The sequence below is a fragment of the Klebsiella sp. CB_Kp196 genome (assembly GCF_040061575.1).
GTDB lineage: Bacteria > Pseudomonadota > Gammaproteobacteria > Enterobacterales > Enterobacteriaceae > Klebsiella > Klebsiella michiganensis.
The window spans coordinates 62,858-80,859 of sequence record NZ_JBEAFH010000047.1 but is presented as its reverse complement, the minus strand read 5'-3'; the positions used below and the strand labels follow the sequence as shown (position 1 = coordinate 80,859).

At 53.1% G+C, this 18,002-nt stretch carries 16 protein-coding genes; 3 read left to right on the top strand and 13 right to left on the bottom strand.

What is annotated here, in order from left to right:
* Positions 1-9 precede the first annotated feature (9 nt).
* The 12 genes from ABLU87_RS15680 to ABLU87_RS15625 form a co-directional block, all read right to left on the bottom strand.
* Positions 10-1,443: a DASS family sodium-coupled anion symporter gene (locus ABLU87_RS15680; protein ID WP_064358334.1), complete on the bottom strand. Its 1,434-nt coding sequence runs from the start codon at positions 1,441-1,443 to the stop codon at positions 10-12.
* A 108-nt stretch (positions 1,444-1,551) separates the two neighbouring features.
* Entirely contained in the window at positions 1,552-4,152 is a 2,601-nt protein-coding gene (acnB, locus tag ABLU87_RS15675) for a bifunctional aconitate hydratase 2/2-methylisocitrate dehydratase (RefSeq protein WP_122117822.1), read from the bottom strand.
* A 68-nt stretch (positions 4,153-4,220) separates the two neighbouring features.
* Positions 4,221-4,787 (bottom strand): alpha/beta hydrolase, encoded by a 567-nt coding sequence (locus ABLU87_RS15670; protein WP_014838027.1) that lies wholly within the window; start codon positions 4,785-4,787, stop codon positions 4,221-4,223.
* A 32-nt stretch (positions 4,788-4,819) separates the two neighbouring features.
* Positions 4,820-5,692 carry a triphosphoribosyl-dephospho-CoA synthase CitG gene (citG, locus tag ABLU87_RS15665; protein WP_038424290.1) on the bottom strand — a complete coding sequence of 291 codons (873 nt, stop codon included), beginning with the start codon at positions 5,690-5,692 and terminating at the stop codon, positions 4,820-4,822.
* Positions 5,667-6,215 carry a citrate lyase holo-[acyl-carrier protein] synthase gene (gene citX / locus ABLU87_RS15660; RefSeq protein ID WP_014228731.1) on the bottom strand — a complete coding sequence of 183 codons (549 nt, stop codon included), beginning with the start codon at positions 6,213-6,215 and terminating at the stop codon, positions 5,667-5,669. The genes citG and citX overlap by 26 nt, the downstream gene beginning before the upstream one ends.
* Entirely contained in the window at positions 6,212-7,732 is a 1,521-nt protein-coding gene (gene citF, locus ABLU87_RS15655; protein WP_064375167.1) for a citrate lyase subunit alpha, read from the bottom strand. Before citF ends, citX begins: the two co-directional genes overlap by 4 nt.
* Before the next feature lie 33 nt (positions 7,733-7,765).
* A complete protein-coding gene (gene citE, locus ABLU87_RS15650) occupies positions 7,766-8,641 on the bottom strand; it encodes a citrate (pro-3S)-lyase subunit beta (protein WP_014228729.1) in 876 nt (291 codons plus the stop codon).
* The gene (gene citD / locus ABLU87_RS15645; protein ID WP_004849626.1) at positions 8,641-8,931 is read right to left on the bottom strand and encodes a citrate lyase acyl carrier protein; all 291 of its coding nucleotides are present in this window, start codon (positions 8,929-8,931) and stop codon (positions 8,641-8,643) included. The genes citE and citD overlap by 1 nt, the downstream gene beginning before the upstream one ends.
* A gap of 24 nt (positions 8,932-8,955) precedes the next feature.
* Positions 8,956-10,029, bottom strand: a complete 1,074-nt coding sequence (gene citC, locus ABLU87_RS15640; RefSeq protein ID WP_014228728.1) for a [citrate (pro-3S)-lyase] ligase — start codon at positions 10,027-10,029, stop codon at positions 8,956-8,958.
* A gap of 21 nt (positions 10,030-10,050) precedes the next feature.
* Positions 10,051-10,953, bottom strand: coding sequence for a fumarylacetoacetate hydrolase family protein (locus tag ABLU87_RS15635; RefSeq protein ID WP_064358337.1), 903 nt, complete (start codon positions 10,951-10,953; stop codon positions 10,051-10,053).
* Positions 10,954-11,031: 78 nt separating this feature from the next.
* Positions 11,032-12,270 carry an MFS transporter gene (locus ABLU87_RS15630; RefSeq protein WP_004849622.1) on the bottom strand — a complete coding sequence of 413 codons (1,239 nt, stop codon included), beginning with the start codon at positions 12,268-12,270 and terminating at the stop codon, positions 11,032-11,034.
* A gap of 94 nt (positions 12,271-12,364) precedes the next feature.
* On the bottom strand, positions 12,365-13,453 hold the full coding sequence (locus ABLU87_RS15625; protein WP_004849620.1) for a 4-oxalomesaconate tautomerase: 1,089 nt from the start codon (positions 13,451-13,453) through the stop codon (positions 12,365-12,367).
* A gap of 158 nt (positions 13,454-13,611) precedes the next feature.
* Here ABLU87_RS15625 and ABLU87_RS15620 point away from each other — a divergent pair, with 158 nt between their 5' ends.
* Entirely contained in the window at positions 13,612-14,538 is a 927-nt protein-coding gene (locus ABLU87_RS15620) for a LysR family transcriptional regulator (RefSeq protein WP_004131117.1), read from the top strand.
* Between the two features lie 400 nt (positions 14,539-14,938).
* On the top strand, positions 14,939-15,763 hold the full coding sequence (locus ABLU87_RS15615) for a transporter substrate-binding domain-containing protein (RefSeq protein WP_024359628.1): 825 nt from the start codon (positions 14,939-14,941) through the stop codon (positions 15,761-15,763).
* Positions 15,764-15,767: 4 nt separating this feature from the next.
* Here the strand turns inward: ABLU87_RS15615 and ABLU87_RS15610 are convergent, their stop codons facing one another.
* Complete coding sequence (locus tag ABLU87_RS15610; RefSeq protein WP_196942092.1) at positions 15,768-17,177, bottom strand: MmgE/PrpD family protein; 1,410 nt, start codon at positions 17,175-17,177, stop codon at positions 15,768-15,770.
* Positions 17,178-17,319: 142 nt separating this feature from the next.
* Here ABLU87_RS15610 and ABLU87_RS15605 point away from each other — a divergent pair, with 142 nt between their 5' ends.
* Positions 17,320-17,991: an amino acid ABC transporter permease gene (locus ABLU87_RS15605; RefSeq protein WP_025106197.1), complete on the top strand. Its 672-nt coding sequence runs from the start codon at positions 17,320-17,322 to the stop codon at positions 17,989-17,991.
* Positions 17,992-18,002 lie beyond the last annotated feature (11 nt).

Below are 18,002 nucleotides of genomic sequence, written 5' to 3'. Positions count from 1 at the left end.
AGGCTGGCCTCAGAGTATTCCGTGCTGAATCAAAAAGCCCCACCACGGAATGCCGACAACCATATGCAGCAGAAACGTTAATAAAGCGATTATGGTCCCGGTTAACCACCAGGATTTAATATCGTTATAACCGGCGGCAAAGATAATCGGCCCGGCGGCACCGCCATAGTGCGTGATACAGCCCCCGTAAGAGTTAGAAAACAGGATGGCGAGCGCCAGCAGCGCAGGCGCCGTTCCGGTAACCAGTCCGACGGTGGCGAAGACGGGAACCATAGCCGCGACGTATGCACCGCCGGAGGCGAATAAATAGCGCACGACGATGCTTAAAAAAACAATAATCACAATGGTCGTGTTACCGGCGCCGAGGAAATCCAGATGCTCGGACATAAAGGCGGCAAGCCATTTAAAAAATCCCTCTTTGCTTAAGGTCGCACTCAGTCCAATAATGCCGCCGTACCAGATTAACGTATTCCAGCCGCCCTTATTTTGCAGCACATCATTCCAGCAAATGACATTCGTGAGCAAAGCGCCAGCCATGGCAATCACCGCAACGGAGGATTCATTCAGCCCCAGATAATGAGAAAATATCCAGCCGGAGAGTGCGGAGATAAAGACCACGATCAGCCCTGTCTCTTTCGAACTGATGGGCCCCAGGTCATTTAGGCCCGCAGTGGCTATTTTTACATTGTCTATTTCTTTTAATTGCGGGCGCACTATTTTGTAGGTGATATAAGGAATGACGGCTAACATCAATAGCCCAAGCGGTACCCCCGCCAGAGCCCACCCTACCCAGCTTATGCGGATATGAAAAATATCGGAAATTAACTGTAACGCTAAGGCATTTCCGGCAAACGCGGTCAAAAACATATAGCTGGTGGTTTTAGTCACCATATAGATATTCACCATCAGATAACGTCCGGCCTGACGCGGACTCTCTTTTGGCGTTGAACCTAACACCAGGGCAATGCTATTGATAATCGGGAATACGACGCCGCCGGCGCGTGCGGTGTTAGAGGGCGTCGCCGGTGACAGCATTAAATCCAACAGCGCCGTGACATACCCCAGCCGCAGGGTTGTCCCACCGAACTTTAAAATAAACCAGTACGCCAGACGTTTCCCTAATCCGGTGGTGACAAAAGCGGCGCTCAAAGTAAACGCGCTAAATACCAGCCATGTCGTTCCCGAGGAAAAACCGCTCAGTACATCCATTGACCTGACGGGGGAGTCATCAAATCGTGCCACCGTTAAGCACGACAAGCCTACCGCCGACAGCATGATAACCGGCTCAGGATAAGGCTTACTCACCAGACCTATAATGGATGCCAGGTAGATACCGGCCAGTATCCAGGCTTCTTTCGTTAATCCCGCGGGGGGTGGAATGATGATTGCTAATATAATAATAAAAATAAGCACCGCTATTTTTATTAGCTTTGACTTCAACATGCTTCACCTCGGCTACAATCCGTGTCATTAAAAGCAGAAGCCTCTTTCTTCTGAAGCTTCCGCTGAACAAGTGAGCTATTCACCGTTATTGCTTAATGCAGTAAAGAATTAGCCAGCGAATGTTTTAATAATATTTTTTCCATCATTCGTTGACTGATACTCTGGCAGCCGATCGAAGTTCAGGTAACGATAAATATCGTCCCTTGTTGCTTTGATTTTATCCATGTGCCAGAAATATTGTTCAACGGTCGGCATTTTCCCTATCATCGCCGCCACGGCGCTCAGCTCCGCCGATGCTAAAAAAACGTTCGCATCGGTGCCCAGACGATTCGGGAAGTTACGAGTCGATGTTGAAACAACGGAACTGCCCTGACGTACCCGCGCCTGGTTCCCCATACACAGCGAACAGCCGGCGGGTTCGATTCTGGCGCCCGTTTTTATAAACTGATTAAAGTAGCCTTCACTGGCAAGCTGACGCGCATCCATTTTCGTCGGCGGAGCCAGCCACAGCCGTACGGGTATCTCGCGGGCGTCGGCAATAATTTTACCGGCGGCGCGGAAATGGCCAATATTCGTCATGCAGGAGCCAATAAAGACCTCATCTATCGGCGTACGCGCGACTTCCGACAGCAGCCGGGCGTCATCCGGATCGTTCGGCGCACAGACGATGGGTTCGGTAATTTCCGTGAGATCGATCTCAATCACCGCGGCATATTCGGCGTTCTCATCGGCCACCAGCAGCGACGGATTCGCCAGCCACGCCTCAATTTCCGCAATTCGCCGCGCCAGCGTGTCGGCATTTTCATAATCCTGATTAATCATCCAGCGTAGCAATGTGGCATTGGAGCGCAGGTATTCCGCCACGTTCTCCTCTTCCAGACGCAGCACGCACGCCGCTGCGGAGCGTTCGGCCGAGGCGTCGGCCAGTTCAAAGGCCTGCTCCGCTTTCAGCATCCCGAGCCCTTCGATTTCCAGGATACGGCCGGAGAAAATATTGATCTTATTTTTTTTCTCCACCGTCAGTAATCCCTGCTTGCGGGCATAGAGCGGAATAGCGTGAACCAGATCGCGCAGGGTTATCCCCGGCTGCATCTCTCCCGTAAAACGGACCAGTACGGACTCCGGCATATCCAGCGGCATAATGCCCGTTGCCGCAGCAAAGGCCACCAGCCCGGAGCCCCCGGGAAAAGAGATGCCAAGCGGGAAACGGGTGTGCGAATCCGCCCCGGTCCCCACGGTATCAGGAATCAGCATACGGTTAAGCCAGGAGTGGATAATGCCATCACCCGGCTTCAGCGCCACGCCGTTTCGGCGGCTGATAAACTCGGGCAGCGTTTCATGCAGCTTCACATCAACCGGCTTGGGATAGGCCGAAGTATGGCAGAAAGACTGCATAACCAAATCAGCGGAAAAATTCAGGCAGGCCAGATCGGTAAGCTCATCGCGCGTCATTCCTCCGGTGGTATCCTGCGAACCGACGGTGGTGACTCGCGGCTCGCAGTACTGTCCTGGTCGGATCCCGGCAACGCCGCAGGCTCTCCCCACTATTTTCTGCGCCAGCGTAAAGCCGGCGGCGGAGGGTGCCGGCGCTTTCGGCCGGCGGAAAACGTCGGAGGGCGCAAGGTTCAATGATTGCCGCGCTCTGGCCGTCAGGCTGCGGCCAATAATCAGCGGAATGCGCCCTCCGGCGCGCACTTCATCCAGCAGAACGTCCGTTTTCAGGGAAAATGAGGTGACAGGACGCTGGCTGTGGGCTTCGCAAATTTCCCCGCGATACGGATAGAGATCAATCAGCATTCCCGTGGATAGCGCGGAAACATCCATTTCAAGGGGCAGCGCGCCGGAATCTTCCAGGGTATTAAAAAAGATGGGCGCAATATTGCCGCCAAAAACAAAGCCGCCGCTTCGTTTATTCGGCACCCATGGAATATCGTTGCCAAGGTGCCATAAAATAGAGTTAGTGGCCGATTTTCGCGAAGAGCCGGTGCCGACGACATCGCCGACGTAGACCAGCGGATAGCCCTCTTTCTTTAACTGCTCTAGCTGTCGTATCGGCCCGCGGCTTCCCGGTTCATCCGGGCTGACGCCGTCGCGCGGATGACACAACATGGACAAGGCATGCAGAGGAATATCCGGACGTGACCATGCCTCGGGCGCAGGGGACAAATCATCAGTATTGGTTTCCCCCGTCACTTTGAATACTTTCAGCGTGATCTTCTCCGGCAGCGCCGGACGACGTAAAAACCATTCGGCGTCGGCCCATGACTGAATCACTTTTTGCGCCCAGGCATTTCCTTGTTTCGCCTTTTCTTCCACATCCTTAAATTTTTCAAAAATAAGCAGCGTGGCGCTTAATTGTTCCGCTGCGCTGCTGGCCCAGCGGGGATCGTCCAGTAAGTGAATGAGCGGTTGAATATTATAACCGCCCTGCATGGTGCCCAGCAGTTCAATAGCCTGCTGAGGCGCAATAATACTCGCCGGGTTTTCTTCTTTGATCTGCTGATAAAGAAAATCGGCTTTAATCTTCGCCGCCGGATCGACGCCCGGCGGCACGCGATGCGCTAACAGCTGTACAAGGGCATGTTTATCATCGCAGGTCTTGCTGGTCAGTAATGTAATTAATTCTTGCGTTTGCTCAGCGGTTAACGGCTTCGGTGGAATATTTTTTTCAGCGCGTTCGTCCACATGCTTATTATAAGCTTCTAACATATGCTCTCCGTTTCAGATGTTATTTATCTGAAGGTTGTTTATGTAATAGCGATATTCGGTTGGTAAAATTAACTTTTAATAAATTGCGGTAAGCCTTCACAAAATTCTGCTAACTGCTCCAGACCATAATTCCACTCCCCGAATCCGGACTCAGCATTAATATGCCCGGCGTCACCCAGATCGATTAACCGCCCTCCCCAGCATTGCGCCCAGTACTGCGCTCGCTTAAAGGTCATTAACGGATCGTTTCGGCTGGCAAACAGGAGGCTGGGCACCCGCAGCCTCTCGGGAAGTACCGCCTCGTCCAGTTCGAAGAGCGATGGCTCCGCAGGCGCAACCATGACGATACCCGCGATGTTCACCTTTTGCGTCTGAATCAGGCGACATGCGGCGAGCGCCCCAAAGCTGTGGCCGACCAGCACGGCCGGCCGCTGACAGGTAGCCAGCTCCCGACGGATAGCGGATACCCAGGCATCGATATCCGGCTCCAGCCAGTTCCGCTGGCTTATCCGCTTCCAAAAAGGAAAACGACGACTCCAACAGCTTTGCCAGTGATGCTCATCGCTGTCTCGCAGGCCCGGCACCAGAATAATCGTCAACTTCTCGCTGAGCTGTTCCAGACGTTGGGTAGTCATAAAGCCTTCCTCTCCACGTTCAGTACCGCCCGTCAGGCCGGGTAATGGGAAAGTACCCAGCCAACGGCAAGGAGATCCGCGCTGCCGCCAGGGCTAATATTTCTGTCAATCAACGCCTTATCCATGTGTCTCAGCGCTTTTCTGAGCTTTTCACCCGCCAGGTGTTCTATATTCAGAACGCGTTGCGCATAGCGCTGCACATACTGCAGGCCGCTCAGCCCGCCCCGGGACACCACATTGGTATCGGGGTTGAAGGCCATCAGGGCCAGCAGCATCCTGAGCAGCGCATCCTGCTCAGATAACCCCTCCCGCCGCGCTTTCTGCCACTGCGGCAGCCCGAACTGCCTGACGGTATAAAAGCCGTTCTCAGCCTCACCCCGCGCGCCGCTAAGCCCAAAGCGCTGAAAAATATGCTCGCCTTTGGTTTTGGCGAGGCCCTTTCTTTTCAGTTCCTGGCTAACCAGGCCCGCGCACATCGCGCGGGTTTCCTCGCACAGATTGCGCTGGCTAAGCATCTGGTTGCGCTTAACAAGGCGCCCAGCGGCGGCGCACAGCAGGCCAAGGGAAAAAATGCCGCCTTTGTGGGTGTTTACTCCCCCCGTGGCGTTAAACATCGCCTGTTCGCAGGCCAGTCCTGTGGGCCTTATCGCCAATAGCGTCTGCGGGGCAGGCAAATCCGCCGTCGCCTTTCCCTGCGCAAAAAAGCGCGGAAACCAGGGCGAGACGGCGCGAATACTGGCCATAAACAGGGCGATGTTCATATCACGATGCGCACCATTGTTCTCGCCATCAACCAGCCCGGGCTTTGGCGTTAATCTCACTTCCCGATACATCGCCTCGGCAGCCAGCCAGGCGATGCTTTCCCGTTGCTCAGCCCGTTCAGCGTTGACCGCGAAAATAGTCATAGGCTAAATCCTCAATCACTTGCGCAAGTTCATTCTGAGAATGGCGGCGCATACGGGAACAGACGTGGGCAGCCTCATTGCAAATGAAGCATTTGCGCATCGGCTGTCGGATCGCGCTGCGCTTAATTAATCCGGATGTGGGACAAAAGACATCGATATCCCACAGACGCCCGAGAGGATGATGATCTTCAAGATGCGCCGTCACGTGCTTGATCATCCAGGCTGGCGCCGCTACGGACCAGAACGCTTCGGGCCCGGTGGGCTGAAAACGAACGTCGTGTCTGGAAACGCCCCAGCGATGTTTCCGCAGCAGCTGGCTGAACGCGTCCGTCGCCTCCGCCATAACCTGCCGGGCAAGCGGCGTATCTTTTACCTCTCCGGGCCAGACGAGCGTGGTGGATACCATCGGTTGTTCGAAGCGGCGCAGCCACGCCTGTTGTACACTCGCGCGCGCTTCTCTGGCTTTGAGGACTTCCTCAAGGGTGAGAGGGGCGCAGGAAGCGTTTGTTGTTTCGCCGATCATTCTTTCACCTGCCTTACCACGTCAATGACGCTGCCATCGCGATAACGCACGACGCCGACAATGCGCGAGGTAAACTCAATAGGTTTCGGCTCGCCAGAAATCACCAGCGATGTCTGATAAAGCGCCTCGATGTCAACGACCGGCAAACCGGCCGCCGTCAGCCTCTCTTTGACTTCCGGACGGGCAGGATTCACGGCAATGCCGTGGTCGGTGACGAGCACGTCAATGCTCTCTCCCGGCGTTACGCGGGTCGTGACGTGCCTGACGACGGTGGGAATGCGGCTGCGGATCAGGGGCGCGACCACGATAGTTAAATTTGCCGCCGCCGCGACATCGCAATGTCCGCCCGATGCCCCGCGCATCACGCCGTCGGAGCCGGTCAGTACGTTGACGTTAAAATCCGTATCAATTTCCAGAGCGCTTAAGATGACGATATCCACGCGGTCGCAGCAGGCGGCTTTCGCCGCCGGGTTGGCGTAAACGCTGGTCGAGATTTCAACGTGGTGCGGATTTTTCGCCAGCGACTCCCCCGCCGCGCCATCAAAGCTTTGTGTATCCAGCAGCTTAGTAATCAGCCCCTTTTCATGCAGATCGACAATACTGCCGGTAATGCCGCCTAAGGCAAAGCCGGCGACGATATTGTGTTTCCTCATGCGGGACTCCAGGAATCGCGTGCAGGCGGTGGACGCCGCGCCCGATCCCGTTTGCAGAGAAAAGCCATCGCGAAAATAACCGGAATGCTCAATGACGTCCGCAGCAGACCGCGCGATCATCAGCTCTCGCGGATTGCTGGTCACGCGCGCGGCGCCAACGCTGATTTTCGCCGGGTCGCCTACGCTGTCGATTTTGACAATATAATCAACCTGATCCTGAATAATGCTGGCCGGCATATACGGAAACGGCTCAATGCTTTCCGTCAGCAAAACCACCTTGCGGGCGTATTTTGCATCGACCATCGCGTAGCCAAGCGAGCCGCATCGGGATTTGCCGCCGCTGCCGCTGGCATTGCCATATTCGTCGCAGCAGGAGACCGCCAGGAACGCGACATCAATATTAATTTCACCCTTTTCAATCAGATTGACCCTGCCGCCGTGCGAGTGGATCTGTACCGGCTCCTCCATCAGGCCGTGTGAAATCGCATCCGCTAATTCACCGCGCATCCCGGAGGTATAGATTTTGCTAATAACGCCGTGTTTAATATGCTCGATCAGCGGCGCGTTGCAGGTCATCAGGGAACTTGACGCCAGCGTCAGCCCTCGCAGGCCTTTTTCCGCCAGCCTGGCCATAACGTAGTTAATCACTTGATCACCCTCGCGGAAGGCGTGATGAAATGAAACGGTCATCCCATCGCGTAAATCGCAGCGCGATAAAACTTCATCCAGCGTGTCAAAAAGTTTGCGCTGATATTTTTGCCGGGTATCCGCAAGATAGGGCGTATGGGTATTTGCGCCGGAAAATACCTCATACTGGTGCTGGGCGCCGGATATATTATGAAGGGCTTCGGTTAATTGATTCATAGTTAAATCCTGTTGCTGGTGACTGAATGGAGATTATTGCCGGATGCCGGAGGCATTTTTACGTTCAATAACCACCCGGGCATGGTTGATGATCGGCGCGTCAATCATTTTGCCGTTCAGTGAAATCACCCCAAGTCCGCTACGCTCCCCTTCTTCGGCCGCGGCAATAACACGCTCCGCGTAATCAACTTCTTCCTGAGTGGGGGCATAGGCATTATGTAAGATCTCTATCTGCCGCGGATTAATAAGCGACTTACCGTTAAAGCCCATACGTTTAATCAAATCCACTTCTTTCAAAAAGCCGGCCTCGTCATTAATATCGGCATAGACCACGTCAAACGCATCAATACCTGCCCCGCGGGCCGCATGTAATACCGCGCAGCGCGCGTAAAACAGCTCGGTACCGTCGCCGCGTTCCGTTTGCATATCCATAACGTAATCAAACGCCGCCAGCGCAATCCCCATCAGTCGTTGAGAGGACCTGGCGATAGCGACGGCATTAATGACCCCCACCGCCGATTCAATCGCCGCCATCAGCTGCGTAGAGCCCACCGGGCGGCCGCAGCTCTCTTCAATACGCACAATTTCACGCTCAAGCTGGTAAATATCTTCCGGCGTATCGGTTTTGGGTAAACGGATAACATCGACGCCAGCGCGCACCGCCGCTTCCAGGTCTTTTAAGCCAAATGGCGTATTCAGCGGATTAATCCTGACAACGGTTTCAATATCTTTATACATAGGATGCTGTAGCGCATGGAACACCAGCAGCCGCGCGCTGTCTTTCTCTTTCAACGAGACCGCATCTTCCAGGTCAAACATGATTGAATCGGGTTTATAAATAAAGGCTGTTGAAAGCATAGCGGCGCTTGAACCCGGTAAAAAAAGCATGCTACGGCGTAATTTTTTCATCATAATTTTTCCCACGCAATTTCGTTGCTGGCCGTTCCCCGTAAAATCGCCGCCTGCATTCTGGCGCGGATAACGCAGTCCAGCGCACCCTTATCCTCAACAATAATTTGCCCCTGCGTAACGTTTAATGCGGAAAGTGTTTCATTAACCACCGCCGTAATCTGTTCACCAAATTGTTTGTACACTTCGCTGTTGATAGTAATATCGAGCCCATCATCGTAGGGGCTGACTTTGACAACCAGGTCGCTGGATTCCAGCGTCCCGGCGATTGCCGCATGTAATATTTTCATATAAATATCCTGAACAATGATTTATTAAGCATCAACCATATCTAAATCGGGCTGCTTAGATTGATTCGCTGATAACCATTTATATAAATAAGGCATCGTAGTTGCAGGCACCATACTTTTAACGGTGTGCATATCTTCGTGACTTAACAATTTCCTGACCGCAGAGGCGGAGATGGGAAGATTATTCATATCGGTCATCCGCTGAATCTCATTCACCTTGATACTGGCGGCAGGTATTGTCATCTCATCCTCCAGCCAGTGATGCATTGCGTCATTATATTGCGCGGTCACCTTACAGAAGGGTTCAGTACCAACAAAGCGCTGATTAATATTTAAAGCCGGTGCAATGTAACGGCGGAACATAAGCAAATCTATGGCGGCATACACCTCGTTAATAATTTGTTTTTCTTTGAGAAAGTAACCGGGGAATGTTCCTCGAGAAATAATATATTTTGAGCCAGGATGGACCGTAATATTAGGCAGATGCCGTGACCCCTCCTGAACCATGGCAAACCGTTGCCGAAAGGAAAACGTGGACAGATCTTCCTCAACGACAAAGACATGCAGCCAGTCGCACGCTTTTGCAGCCTGCTCAATCAGATACTGGTGCCCTAACGTAAAGGGATTTGCATTCATCACAATCCCGCCGATATTTCCGGCCGTCACCAAATGCTGGCCCCGCAGTTGGCGGCAGTAGCGATGGATGCCAACCGGCGAATTCTCCATCAGCGTCGCCCTGTTATCGAGGGTGACCAAAGGATAAAATCCGCATCCCTGGAATGACCGCACATTGTCCGGACACGTCAGGAGAAAAAGCTGATGTTCGCCGTTCTGAACAGCCTGCAGCTCCGCTTCATGAATGATTTTCAGGCCTAACGCTGTCCCGCGCCACTCTCTGGCAACCGCAATGCATTTTAACGTATTCCCCGCAAGCCCGGCGCAGGCAACCAGCTGCCGCTGGCAGCGCGCGACAACAAATTGCTCAATGTCGCCGTCGATGCCTAATCCATTGTTCTTCAGAAAGAGAATAATTTCGTCTCTGAAGGTACCGTTGCTAGTTTCCACTTTCTCGAATTCTAGCGTTTGGTCGGTGTACATCTTGTTTCTCCTGCCCATACCTTAATGAGCGTCAAATAATCTTGTCTGAGCCCGCGGAGACGACGACATCTGCAATTCGTGCTGCGGTTTTGATTCGACAATCGTATTCATGAGATGCCCAATATTTTCAATTACCACCTCAACCCGATCGCCTTCGTGCATAAAGAGTGGGGGCGTTCTTTTTTTACCGACGCCGCCAGGAGAGCCGGTAATAATGACATCGCCGGCGCTGAGCGCCGTAAAAGTACTGATATAGCTAATCAGATCGGCAACTTTATGGATCATACTGCTCGTTGAATCATTCTGAACCATAATGCCGTTCAAATAGGTTTGAATAGACAAGCGGTGGGGATCGGGTATTTCATCAACGGTTGTCAGGCAGGGACCAAACGCGCCGGTCTGCCGCCAGTTTTTCCCGGCGGTAAACCAGGCATGCTGCCAGTCGCGCACCGATCCATCCATATAGCAGCTATAGCCTGCAACATGGCTCAGGGCAGCGTCAGTATCGATATTCATACCCGGTTTGCCAATAATAACGGCCAGCTCACCTTCATAATCAAATTCATTGGATAGCGCGGGTTTTAATATCGGCGTTGCATGACCGGTTTGCGAGTCAGGAAAACGAATAAAGAGGGTCGGCGCATCGCTGGTTTCAGAAAACTCTTTTCTTTTTTCCGCATAGTTCATACCGACGCAGAAAATTTTCCCTGGATTTTCAATGACCGGTAAAAAAGTAATATCAGCCATCATGACATCGACCGGATAATTAACATATTGGCCGGCGATCTCAATAGCGCCCCACTGCAGTAAGTCCTTCAGCGTACGATATTGATGACCAATCTTGCTACCCAGGTCAATAATGCCTGTATCCGTCAATATTCCATAACTCTTACGACCATGATGAACATAGCTTGCTAATTTCATGATGACACCTTACTAACATTGAATTTCTTTACTCACGCCACTGGAGATGACGTGAGTCATTCACTTCGCCACGAAGGTTTAAGACTCAACCGGAACCATGGCTTTTGTTTCGCTGGAAGACAAATACGTTGCAACCACCGCCCCCACGGCCAGTAGCGCAATAATGAATCCCGTCATCCCCTGCCAGCCCATAGAGTGGAAAACAAAGCCGTTCACGAAACCAATCACTGAGCCGCCCATGTAGTAGAAGAACAGATACAGCGCGACGGCCTGGCCACGTGCATGCGTTGCATTTTTACTTACCCAGCTTAAGCCAATGGAGTGACAACCAAAGAAACAACCGGTAAAAATGACCGCGCCGATAATAAAGGTGACGACGTTAGACGTTAAAGTCAGCAGCATTCCCAGCGCCATCATCACAAACAGCGCGCGCAGGACTCTCATACTGCCGTATTTTGCGGAAAGTCGTCCCGCCTGAGGGGCGGTGAAAAAGCTTAAGGCAAAGCTAAAGGAGAGCAGGCCCGCATTCGCCGGAGAAATATGAAAGGGTTCGCCTTTCAGGAAGAAAGCCAGGTAGTTATAGAGAGAGGTGAATACCCCAAAGATGATGAAGCTAATCACAAAGGCTAACGCCAGCTTTTTATTTTTAAAGTGAGATGCCGCGCCTTTCACCACGCGAAGAACGTTGAGGTTTTGCGTTGGCTTAAAGTTCTGAGACGCCGGGAGTAAAAAGTAAACCAGCAAAGCTACCAAAATCAGGCTGATCGCAAAACCATAGAAAATGGTATTTATTGAGATATGGTCGATCAGCTGGCTGGCCACAATGCGCCCGGACATCCCTCCCATCGAGTTACCAAAAACGAAGTATCCGGTGACCACCCCCGCCACCACCGGCGCGACCTCCTCGCTGATATAGGCGGTTGCGGCAGCAGCGATACCGCTGAGCGCCAGGCCAATAACCGCACGCAGGGCCACCAGCATCGCCCATGATTCGACCAGAGGACAGAGCATCGTCAGCAGTCCGCCAAGTAGCAGCGAAACGATAATTAATTTTTTTCTGCCGTAATGATCGGACAGCGTTCCGGTGAATAATAAACCGATAGCCAGAAGCGCCGTTTCTGCGGAGAGAATGATACTCACCTGACTCACCGGCACATCATATTCGACGGCGAGAACGGGTAACAGAGGTTGAATAAAAAAGAGTGAGGCTAATTCTGCAAGGCCGGATAGCGCCAGGGCCAGGATGATCCGAATATAATTACTGACCTTGACGGGAGCAGAATTAAGCTGATTATCTTTCGTATGGGTTATAGCCATAAAATCCTCGACATTATTTTTTTAGGTACAGAGTTATGTAGCAACTACACGCGAGAGGACATCAGTATTGCACCGCATTAATGATATAAAATATTTATAATTCCTCCGCTAAAACATATTCCGGGACGCAAACCGTGCCTTCAAATAATTTACGGGAGGTTCTAATCACTGCGGCACGCGTTTTCTCAATATCATCTCCCTCTTTGAGTAAAGATACGGAAATTTTTCCGCTCGGATGTTCAATATTAATAATATTGGTATACGGCGTCCTCGGCTGGTCGGCCACAATGTGATGGGCCACCGATCCTTCAATTATCGTGGCCGTGGATATGCCGATAGAGCCCGTAATAGCCAGTGATTTATGGCAGGTATGAGGCATAAAATAACGAACTCTGATGGTCCCGCCTGCGCCGGGCGCGCTCAGCAGAACCGGTTTAGGGATCACTTTATCGGCGACATCGCCCAGCCCCATTTTCGCACCTGCCTTGCGCCGGATCGTTTCCAGCTTATTCATAAACGCGCGATCGGCATCGAGGTCGGCCGGTGATTCGTCTCCCGTTTTGCCCATCCGCTCTGCCCTAATCAGCACCATCGGCATCGCCATATCAATGCAGGTGACTTCCACATCATCAATCACATCGACGACGTTACCGGTTGGCAGCAGCTTTCCCGTCTTGCATCCGGCGGAGTTAAGGAAAGTCAGGCCAATCGGCGCAGCGCAGCCGGGAACGCCATCAATGTGCGTATCGCCTTCATAGTTGACATAAAAATTCGGCGTTTGTACTTCCGCATCAACCAGCGTACCGGTATTCAGGTTGCGGATCCGCACTGTCGTCACCGGACTTTGCGCCTTAACCAGGCCTTTTTCAATCGCGAAGGGCCCTACGGCACAGAGCATATTACCGCAGTTAGGCGTGGTATCGACGCGGCGCTCGTTGACCATCACCTGAACAAATAAATAGTCGACGTCAGCATCCGGACTGTCCGAGGGGCTAACAATCGCGACTTTACTGGTTTGGGGGCTGCCGCCGCCAATACCATCAATTTCAAGTTCGTGACCCGCGCCCATTAAGCCCAGCAGCACAGCATCGCGTTCTTCAATTTTTGTCGGTAAATCACTGGCCAGAAGCACCGGGCCTTTCGAAGTACCGCCACGCATCAGTACACAAGGAATCTTTAACATTATGTTTCTCGTTTCACGCATTGATAAGAGCAATGTCAGGATTCCACAGACGAATACATAATTCTAATGCCAATAAAACTATCGATTAATACGTTTTGCGTATAAATAGCGGTTAGGTTAGTGTGTTTGCATCGCGATAAAGTCTGGAGTGAAATCTCATGCTGCACGATCTTCAAGGTATACAAGCGTTTGTTAAAATTGCAGAAATTGGATGTTTCACAAGAGCATCACATTTTCTTCACACATCCCAACCGGCGTTAACCCGCCGGATTAAAAAACTTGAAGAGCAGCTGGGAGCTACGCTATTTGAACGGACAACCAGAAACATTAAACTCACGGCTGTAGGCAGAGAGTTTTTACCTAAGGCAAAGAATTTAATAGATTTTTATGAAAGCTCGATCCTGAGTATTAAAGAAATGGCCACCCATCAAAGCGGCGTTGTCACCCTGTCCTGTCTCCCCACCGCGGCGTTCTATTTCCTCCCTTCGGTCATCAGGGACTATAACAATCACTACCCCAATATCCGTATCCGCATCCTCGAGCATAGCGCCAGCGATTGTCTTGAAGCCGTCTTAAACGGTGACGCAGATTTCGGCATAAACATGATAAACATCACACATCCCAATATCGATTTCTCGCCGCTGGTCAATGAACCTTTCGTATTAGCCTGCCGACGGGACCACGAACTGGCGCAGAAATCGCTGATCTTGTGGGAAGACCTGGCCAACTTCAGGCTTATTGGCGTTAGACGTTCAAGCGGTAACCGCTCGCTGATCGATCAAGCGCTGGAGAATATGGACTGGAAGCCCAACTGGTTCTATGAAGTCAGGCATCTGTCGACGTCGCTGGGTATGGTAGAGGCAGGGCTTGGCGTGGCGGTGGTTCCCAGTCTGGCCATGCCGACCGATGAGCATCACATTCTTGTCAGCCGTCCGCTCGTTGAGCCGGTTATTCGCCGCACGCTCGGTCTCGTGCTGCGCAGAGAAACGGCGCTGAGCCCTGCAGCGGAAAAGTTCAGGGAGATGCTATTACAACTCTGGTCACAGGATACAAGCAGCCCGTGGATAGGGAAATTTACCCGGTAGAGCCGCTTTTATCTTCGGCACTCTAGCGCCTGACGCTGCGTGAGGGACGCGGCGATATCATTTTCAGGCCGGGGACGCGCTCGTCTGGCAATTATTGTCGCTCTTTTATAAGCCTGGCTGTCAGAAGTGATATTTTTAACGTCCCGGCAAACTATGACTCCCACCAGATCGGAATTTTTATATTCGGCGACGGAAATAAAGCACCTTAGAACAATAGCGCATTAAGTTATGAATAATATGTGCAACGCGCCGTAATTTAAGCGAAACCGGTTAGGTATCAGCAAATAACATTCGGGCATGAGTTAAACCAAAAAATAATAATGCACTGATAACAAACTCCGTTATCGTGTTCGCGTAATACGTTGTTTTTCAGAAATGACTTTCTCATCAGGGTAAAAATATGCCAACAAAAATTCATAAATTGCTGTTGTCGCTGGCGATCGCCGCCGCGCCTTTTTTCAGCCATGCCGAAGAGTCCACCTGGGATCATATTAAGCAATCGGGCGAACTGCGCATCGGCGTCGCGCAGGGAGAACCGTGGTATTTCAAAGATCCAGCCACCGGTCAGTGGAACGGCATTGGCTATAACGTGGGTAAAGTACTGGCAAAAGATTTAGGCGTAAAACTGGTGCCGGTGGAGACCACCTGGGGAAATGCGGTCGCCGCGCTGCAGGCCGGGCAGATTGATACCATGCTGGTGCTGGACCCCACCGATGAACGCCGCAAAGCCGCCGACTTTTCCGACCAGCCTTTCCTCTGGTATGCGCAGGGGGTCCTGATCCGCGACGGCGTGAAGGCCGAGAGCTGGGAAGATCTCAATCGCCCGGATATTAAGATTGGCGTCACGCTCGGCAGCAGCCCGGACCTGATACTGACCAAAAAATTACCCAAAGTGCAGCTGGTGCGCTTTACCAATATGGATGAAGGCGTCGCAGCCTTCTACGCCGGACGCGTCGACGCCCTCTCGTACGTCCACCCGGCGCTGGCTCTGCAGCAGGCAAAAGTGCACAAAGGCAACCTGATTCTGCCAAAACCGATTATTGCCATCAGCACCGGCGGCGCGCTGCGCAAAGAGAGCGATCCCCGCTTCCGCAACTTTCTGAATGAAGAGTTTGCCAAAATTTACCAGTCGGGACAGAGCAAACAGTTTTATGAAGACGCCCTTAAGCTACGCGGTGTGGATATCAGCAAAGTGCCCTCGGTGATTAAAGAAGAGTGGAAATAAGCGACTACTCTCCTGGCGCGGACAGAAGCGGCGAGATTGCCGCGCCAATGTCCGCGCAGCGTTCCATATCCAGCAGAGCGTCAATCAGCCGCGCTGCCCGCGGCGCGCTGAGGCGTGATGATAGGTTGGCCACGCATTTATCCACGATCCGCTGTTCCGGCAGCGGATTTTCTGCACACCCCGGCGGGAAGTCGATACGCTCTCCGGCGATCGTCCTTCCCTTTACCACAATGTCCACGCGCGCGGCGGGACGGCGATGCTGCAGCATCAGCTGTTCAAAGGTCTCATCGGCGATGATTTCAACCCGGTCAGCGAAGGCAAGGAGTGGCGCCGCGCCGCGCGTCCGATCGCTGCTCCACTGATGACGCGCGATTTTAAACGCCAGGCAGGCTATCGCCAGCGGCAGACTGAACTGCGCATCGGTATTGCTGACGGGACGCGCGTCGGCGAAAAAACGCGCCAGGGTAAAACTACCGTAAACGCGAATCCGCTCAATCGACTCTGGCGACGGAATACGGTCCAGCAGACGCTCAAACGACGCCAGCGCCGTATGCATCCAGCGACATACCGGATAGTCTTTGAAACTGGCGTGCCTGAGCTGCCAGTGCGTCGCCAGATGCTCCGTCAGCCGTTCTGGCTGAAAACGGTCGGAGCCTGACATCCGCCAGAATCCCTGTTCACCATCGAGTATCTCGCGCGGCCCCACTATCCCCGCGAGGTGTAGCTCCACCGCGCGTACGCCGGCCTCTGCCGCCGGCGCGTTGTAATCCTTAAACGAAACCAGTGGACGCGCCTGCCAGTTGTATTTATGCAACGTGGGCAAAGGGGTTAACGAGGCGGCCAGTCCCAGGCTATTTTCCAGCCCCGCGGCATCGCAGCCGCGCAGTAAACCATACGCCACCGCCGCCCCCAGCGATTCGTGCTGGCACACGCCGTACACTTGTTGAAACCGTTCAGGACTCGGCTGCTGAGAGATAATCACGCGGCTGTTGATTTCCCAGGCCGCCACCAGAGAGGTCAGCAACGCCCCGCCGCTGACCGGCCCGCCCTGGCCCACCGCGGCCAGCGCCCCGGCCACCAGCGTGGCGCCGGGATGCCCCATCCCCCGCCCGGCGACTTCAAAACCATCGTCATAATCCAGCGCGTTTATCGCAGCGGCGTTGAGGAACGCGGCGCCGCTGGCGGAGAGCGGAGTTCCACCGTCGAGCACCGCGCTTTTGCCGGTCGCGTACTGGCTACGAATAACCCGCGCGCTTTTCCGCAGCACGCTGTCTTCGCAGCCGGCAACGCCGCAGCCCAGGCTATCAATAAAATGCAGAGCGATCCTGGCTTTCACCGACGCCGATATCGCAGACGGGGTGAGTTCGCCGGCAAAACGCGCCAGCGTAGCGGTTAAGGAATCAGAGTTTGGCATTGCTTTCTCGCGTAAATATTTATAACCAAAAGAGATAATAGCAATGGTTTTTATTATTTAATTATCACATTTCGCTACTGCTAAGATGATGTCGTTCTAAAACCATCACCATCGTTTTGCGTTTTTCAGGGGTTCCAGAACTATGTCGTATCAATGGGATTTTGCCGCCATCTGGCCATATCGCATGCTGTTGCTGGAGGGGCTGTGGGGTACCATTCAGATCGGCGTCACCAGTATTTTATTCGGCATGCTGGCCGGCATTGCGCTGGCGTTGATGAAGGCCTCGCCGCTAACGTTCTTCCGTCTTCCGGCGCTGATACTGATCGGCTTTTATCGTAATACTCCCGCTATCGTCCACTTCTTCTGGATCTACTACGCTCTGCCAGTCGTCAGCCCGCTGACGCTCTCGCCGTTTGCTGCCGCGGTACTGGCGCTCTCCGCCCAGTCGGCCGCGTTTTATGCCGAAGTTTACCGCGGCGGCATCCAGTCGATCGGCGCCGGACAATGGGAAGGCGCGAAGGCGTTGGGCATGTCGCGCGCCACCGCGCTCCGCCGGGTCATTTTCCCTCAGGCGCTGCGCAGAATGATTCCTCCTTTCCTTGAGCGTTCTTTCGAACTGCTCAAATCCACCGCCCTTGCTTCGTCTCTGGCGTACAGCGAGCTGCTGTATCAGGCGATGCAAATCAACAGTCAGACTTACCGGCCCCTGGAAGTGTATTCGCTTATTGCGGTGATGTACTTCACCCTGCTGCTGATTATCAGCCAGGGCAGCCAGCTGCTTGAACGACGCCTTGCCGTCTCCGACTCACGTTAACGAGAGAACAA

Bases quoted from the DNA above. Each gene is read 5' to 3' on its own strand.
- ABLU87_RS15670 (WP_014838027.1), bottom strand. From the start codon at position 4,787: ATGACTACCCAACGTCTGGAACAGCTCAGCGAGAAGTTGACGATTATT.
- ABLU87_RS15635 (WP_064358337.1), bottom strand. From the start codon at position 10,953: ATGAAATTAGCAAGCTATGTTCATCATGGTCGTAAGAGTTATGGAATA.
- citE (WP_014228729.1), bottom strand. From the start codon at position 8,641: ATGAAAAAATTACGCCGTAGCATGCTTTTTTTACCGGGTTCAAGCGCC.
- citG (WP_038424290.1), bottom strand. From the start codon at position 5,692: ATGACTATTTTCGCGGTCAACGCTGAACGGGCTGAGCAACGGGAAAGC.
- acnB (WP_122117822.1), bottom strand. From the start codon at position 4,152: ATGTTAGAAGCTTATAATAAGCATGTGGACGAACGCGCTGAAAAAAAT.
- citC (WP_014228728.1), bottom strand. From the start codon at position 10,029: ATGTACACCGACCAAACGCTAGAATTCGAGAAAGTGGAAACTAGCAAC.
- citF (WP_064375167.1), bottom strand. From the start codon at position 7,732: ATGAATCAATTAACCGAAGCCCTTCATAATATATCCGGCGCCCAGCAC.
- ABLU87_RS15615 (WP_024359628.1), top strand. From the start codon at position 14,939: ATGCCAACAAAAATTCATAAATTGCTGTTGTCGCTGGCGATCGCCGCC.
- citX (WP_014228731.1), bottom strand. From the start codon at position 6,215: ATGATCGGCGAAACAACAAACGCTTCCTGCGCCCCTCTCACCCTTGAG.
- ABLU87_RS15610 (WP_196942092.1), bottom strand. From the start codon at position 17,177: ATGCCAAACTCTGATTCCTTAACCGCTACGCTGGCGCGTTTTGCCGGC.
- citD (WP_004849626.1), bottom strand. From the start codon at position 8,931: ATGAAAATATTACATGCGGCAATCGCCGGGACGCTGGAATCCAGCGAC.
- ABLU87_RS15625 (WP_004849620.1), bottom strand. From the start codon at position 13,453: ATGTTAAAGATTCCTTGTGTACTGATGCGTGGCGGTACTTCGAAAGGC.
- ABLU87_RS15620 (WP_004131117.1), top strand. From the start codon at position 13,612: ATGCTGCACGATCTTCAAGGTATACAAGCGTTTGTTAAAATTGCAGAA.
- ABLU87_RS15680 (WP_064358334.1), bottom strand. From the start codon at position 1,443: ATGTTGAAGTCAAAGCTAATAAAAATAGCGGTGCTTATTTTTATTATT.
- ABLU87_RS15605 (WP_025106197.1), top strand. From the start codon at position 17,320: ATGTCGTATCAATGGGATTTTGCCGCCATCTGGCCATATCGCATGCTG.
- ABLU87_RS15630 (WP_004849622.1), bottom strand. From the start codon at position 12,270: ATGGCTATAACCCATACGAAAGATAATCAGCTTAATTCTGCTCCCGTC.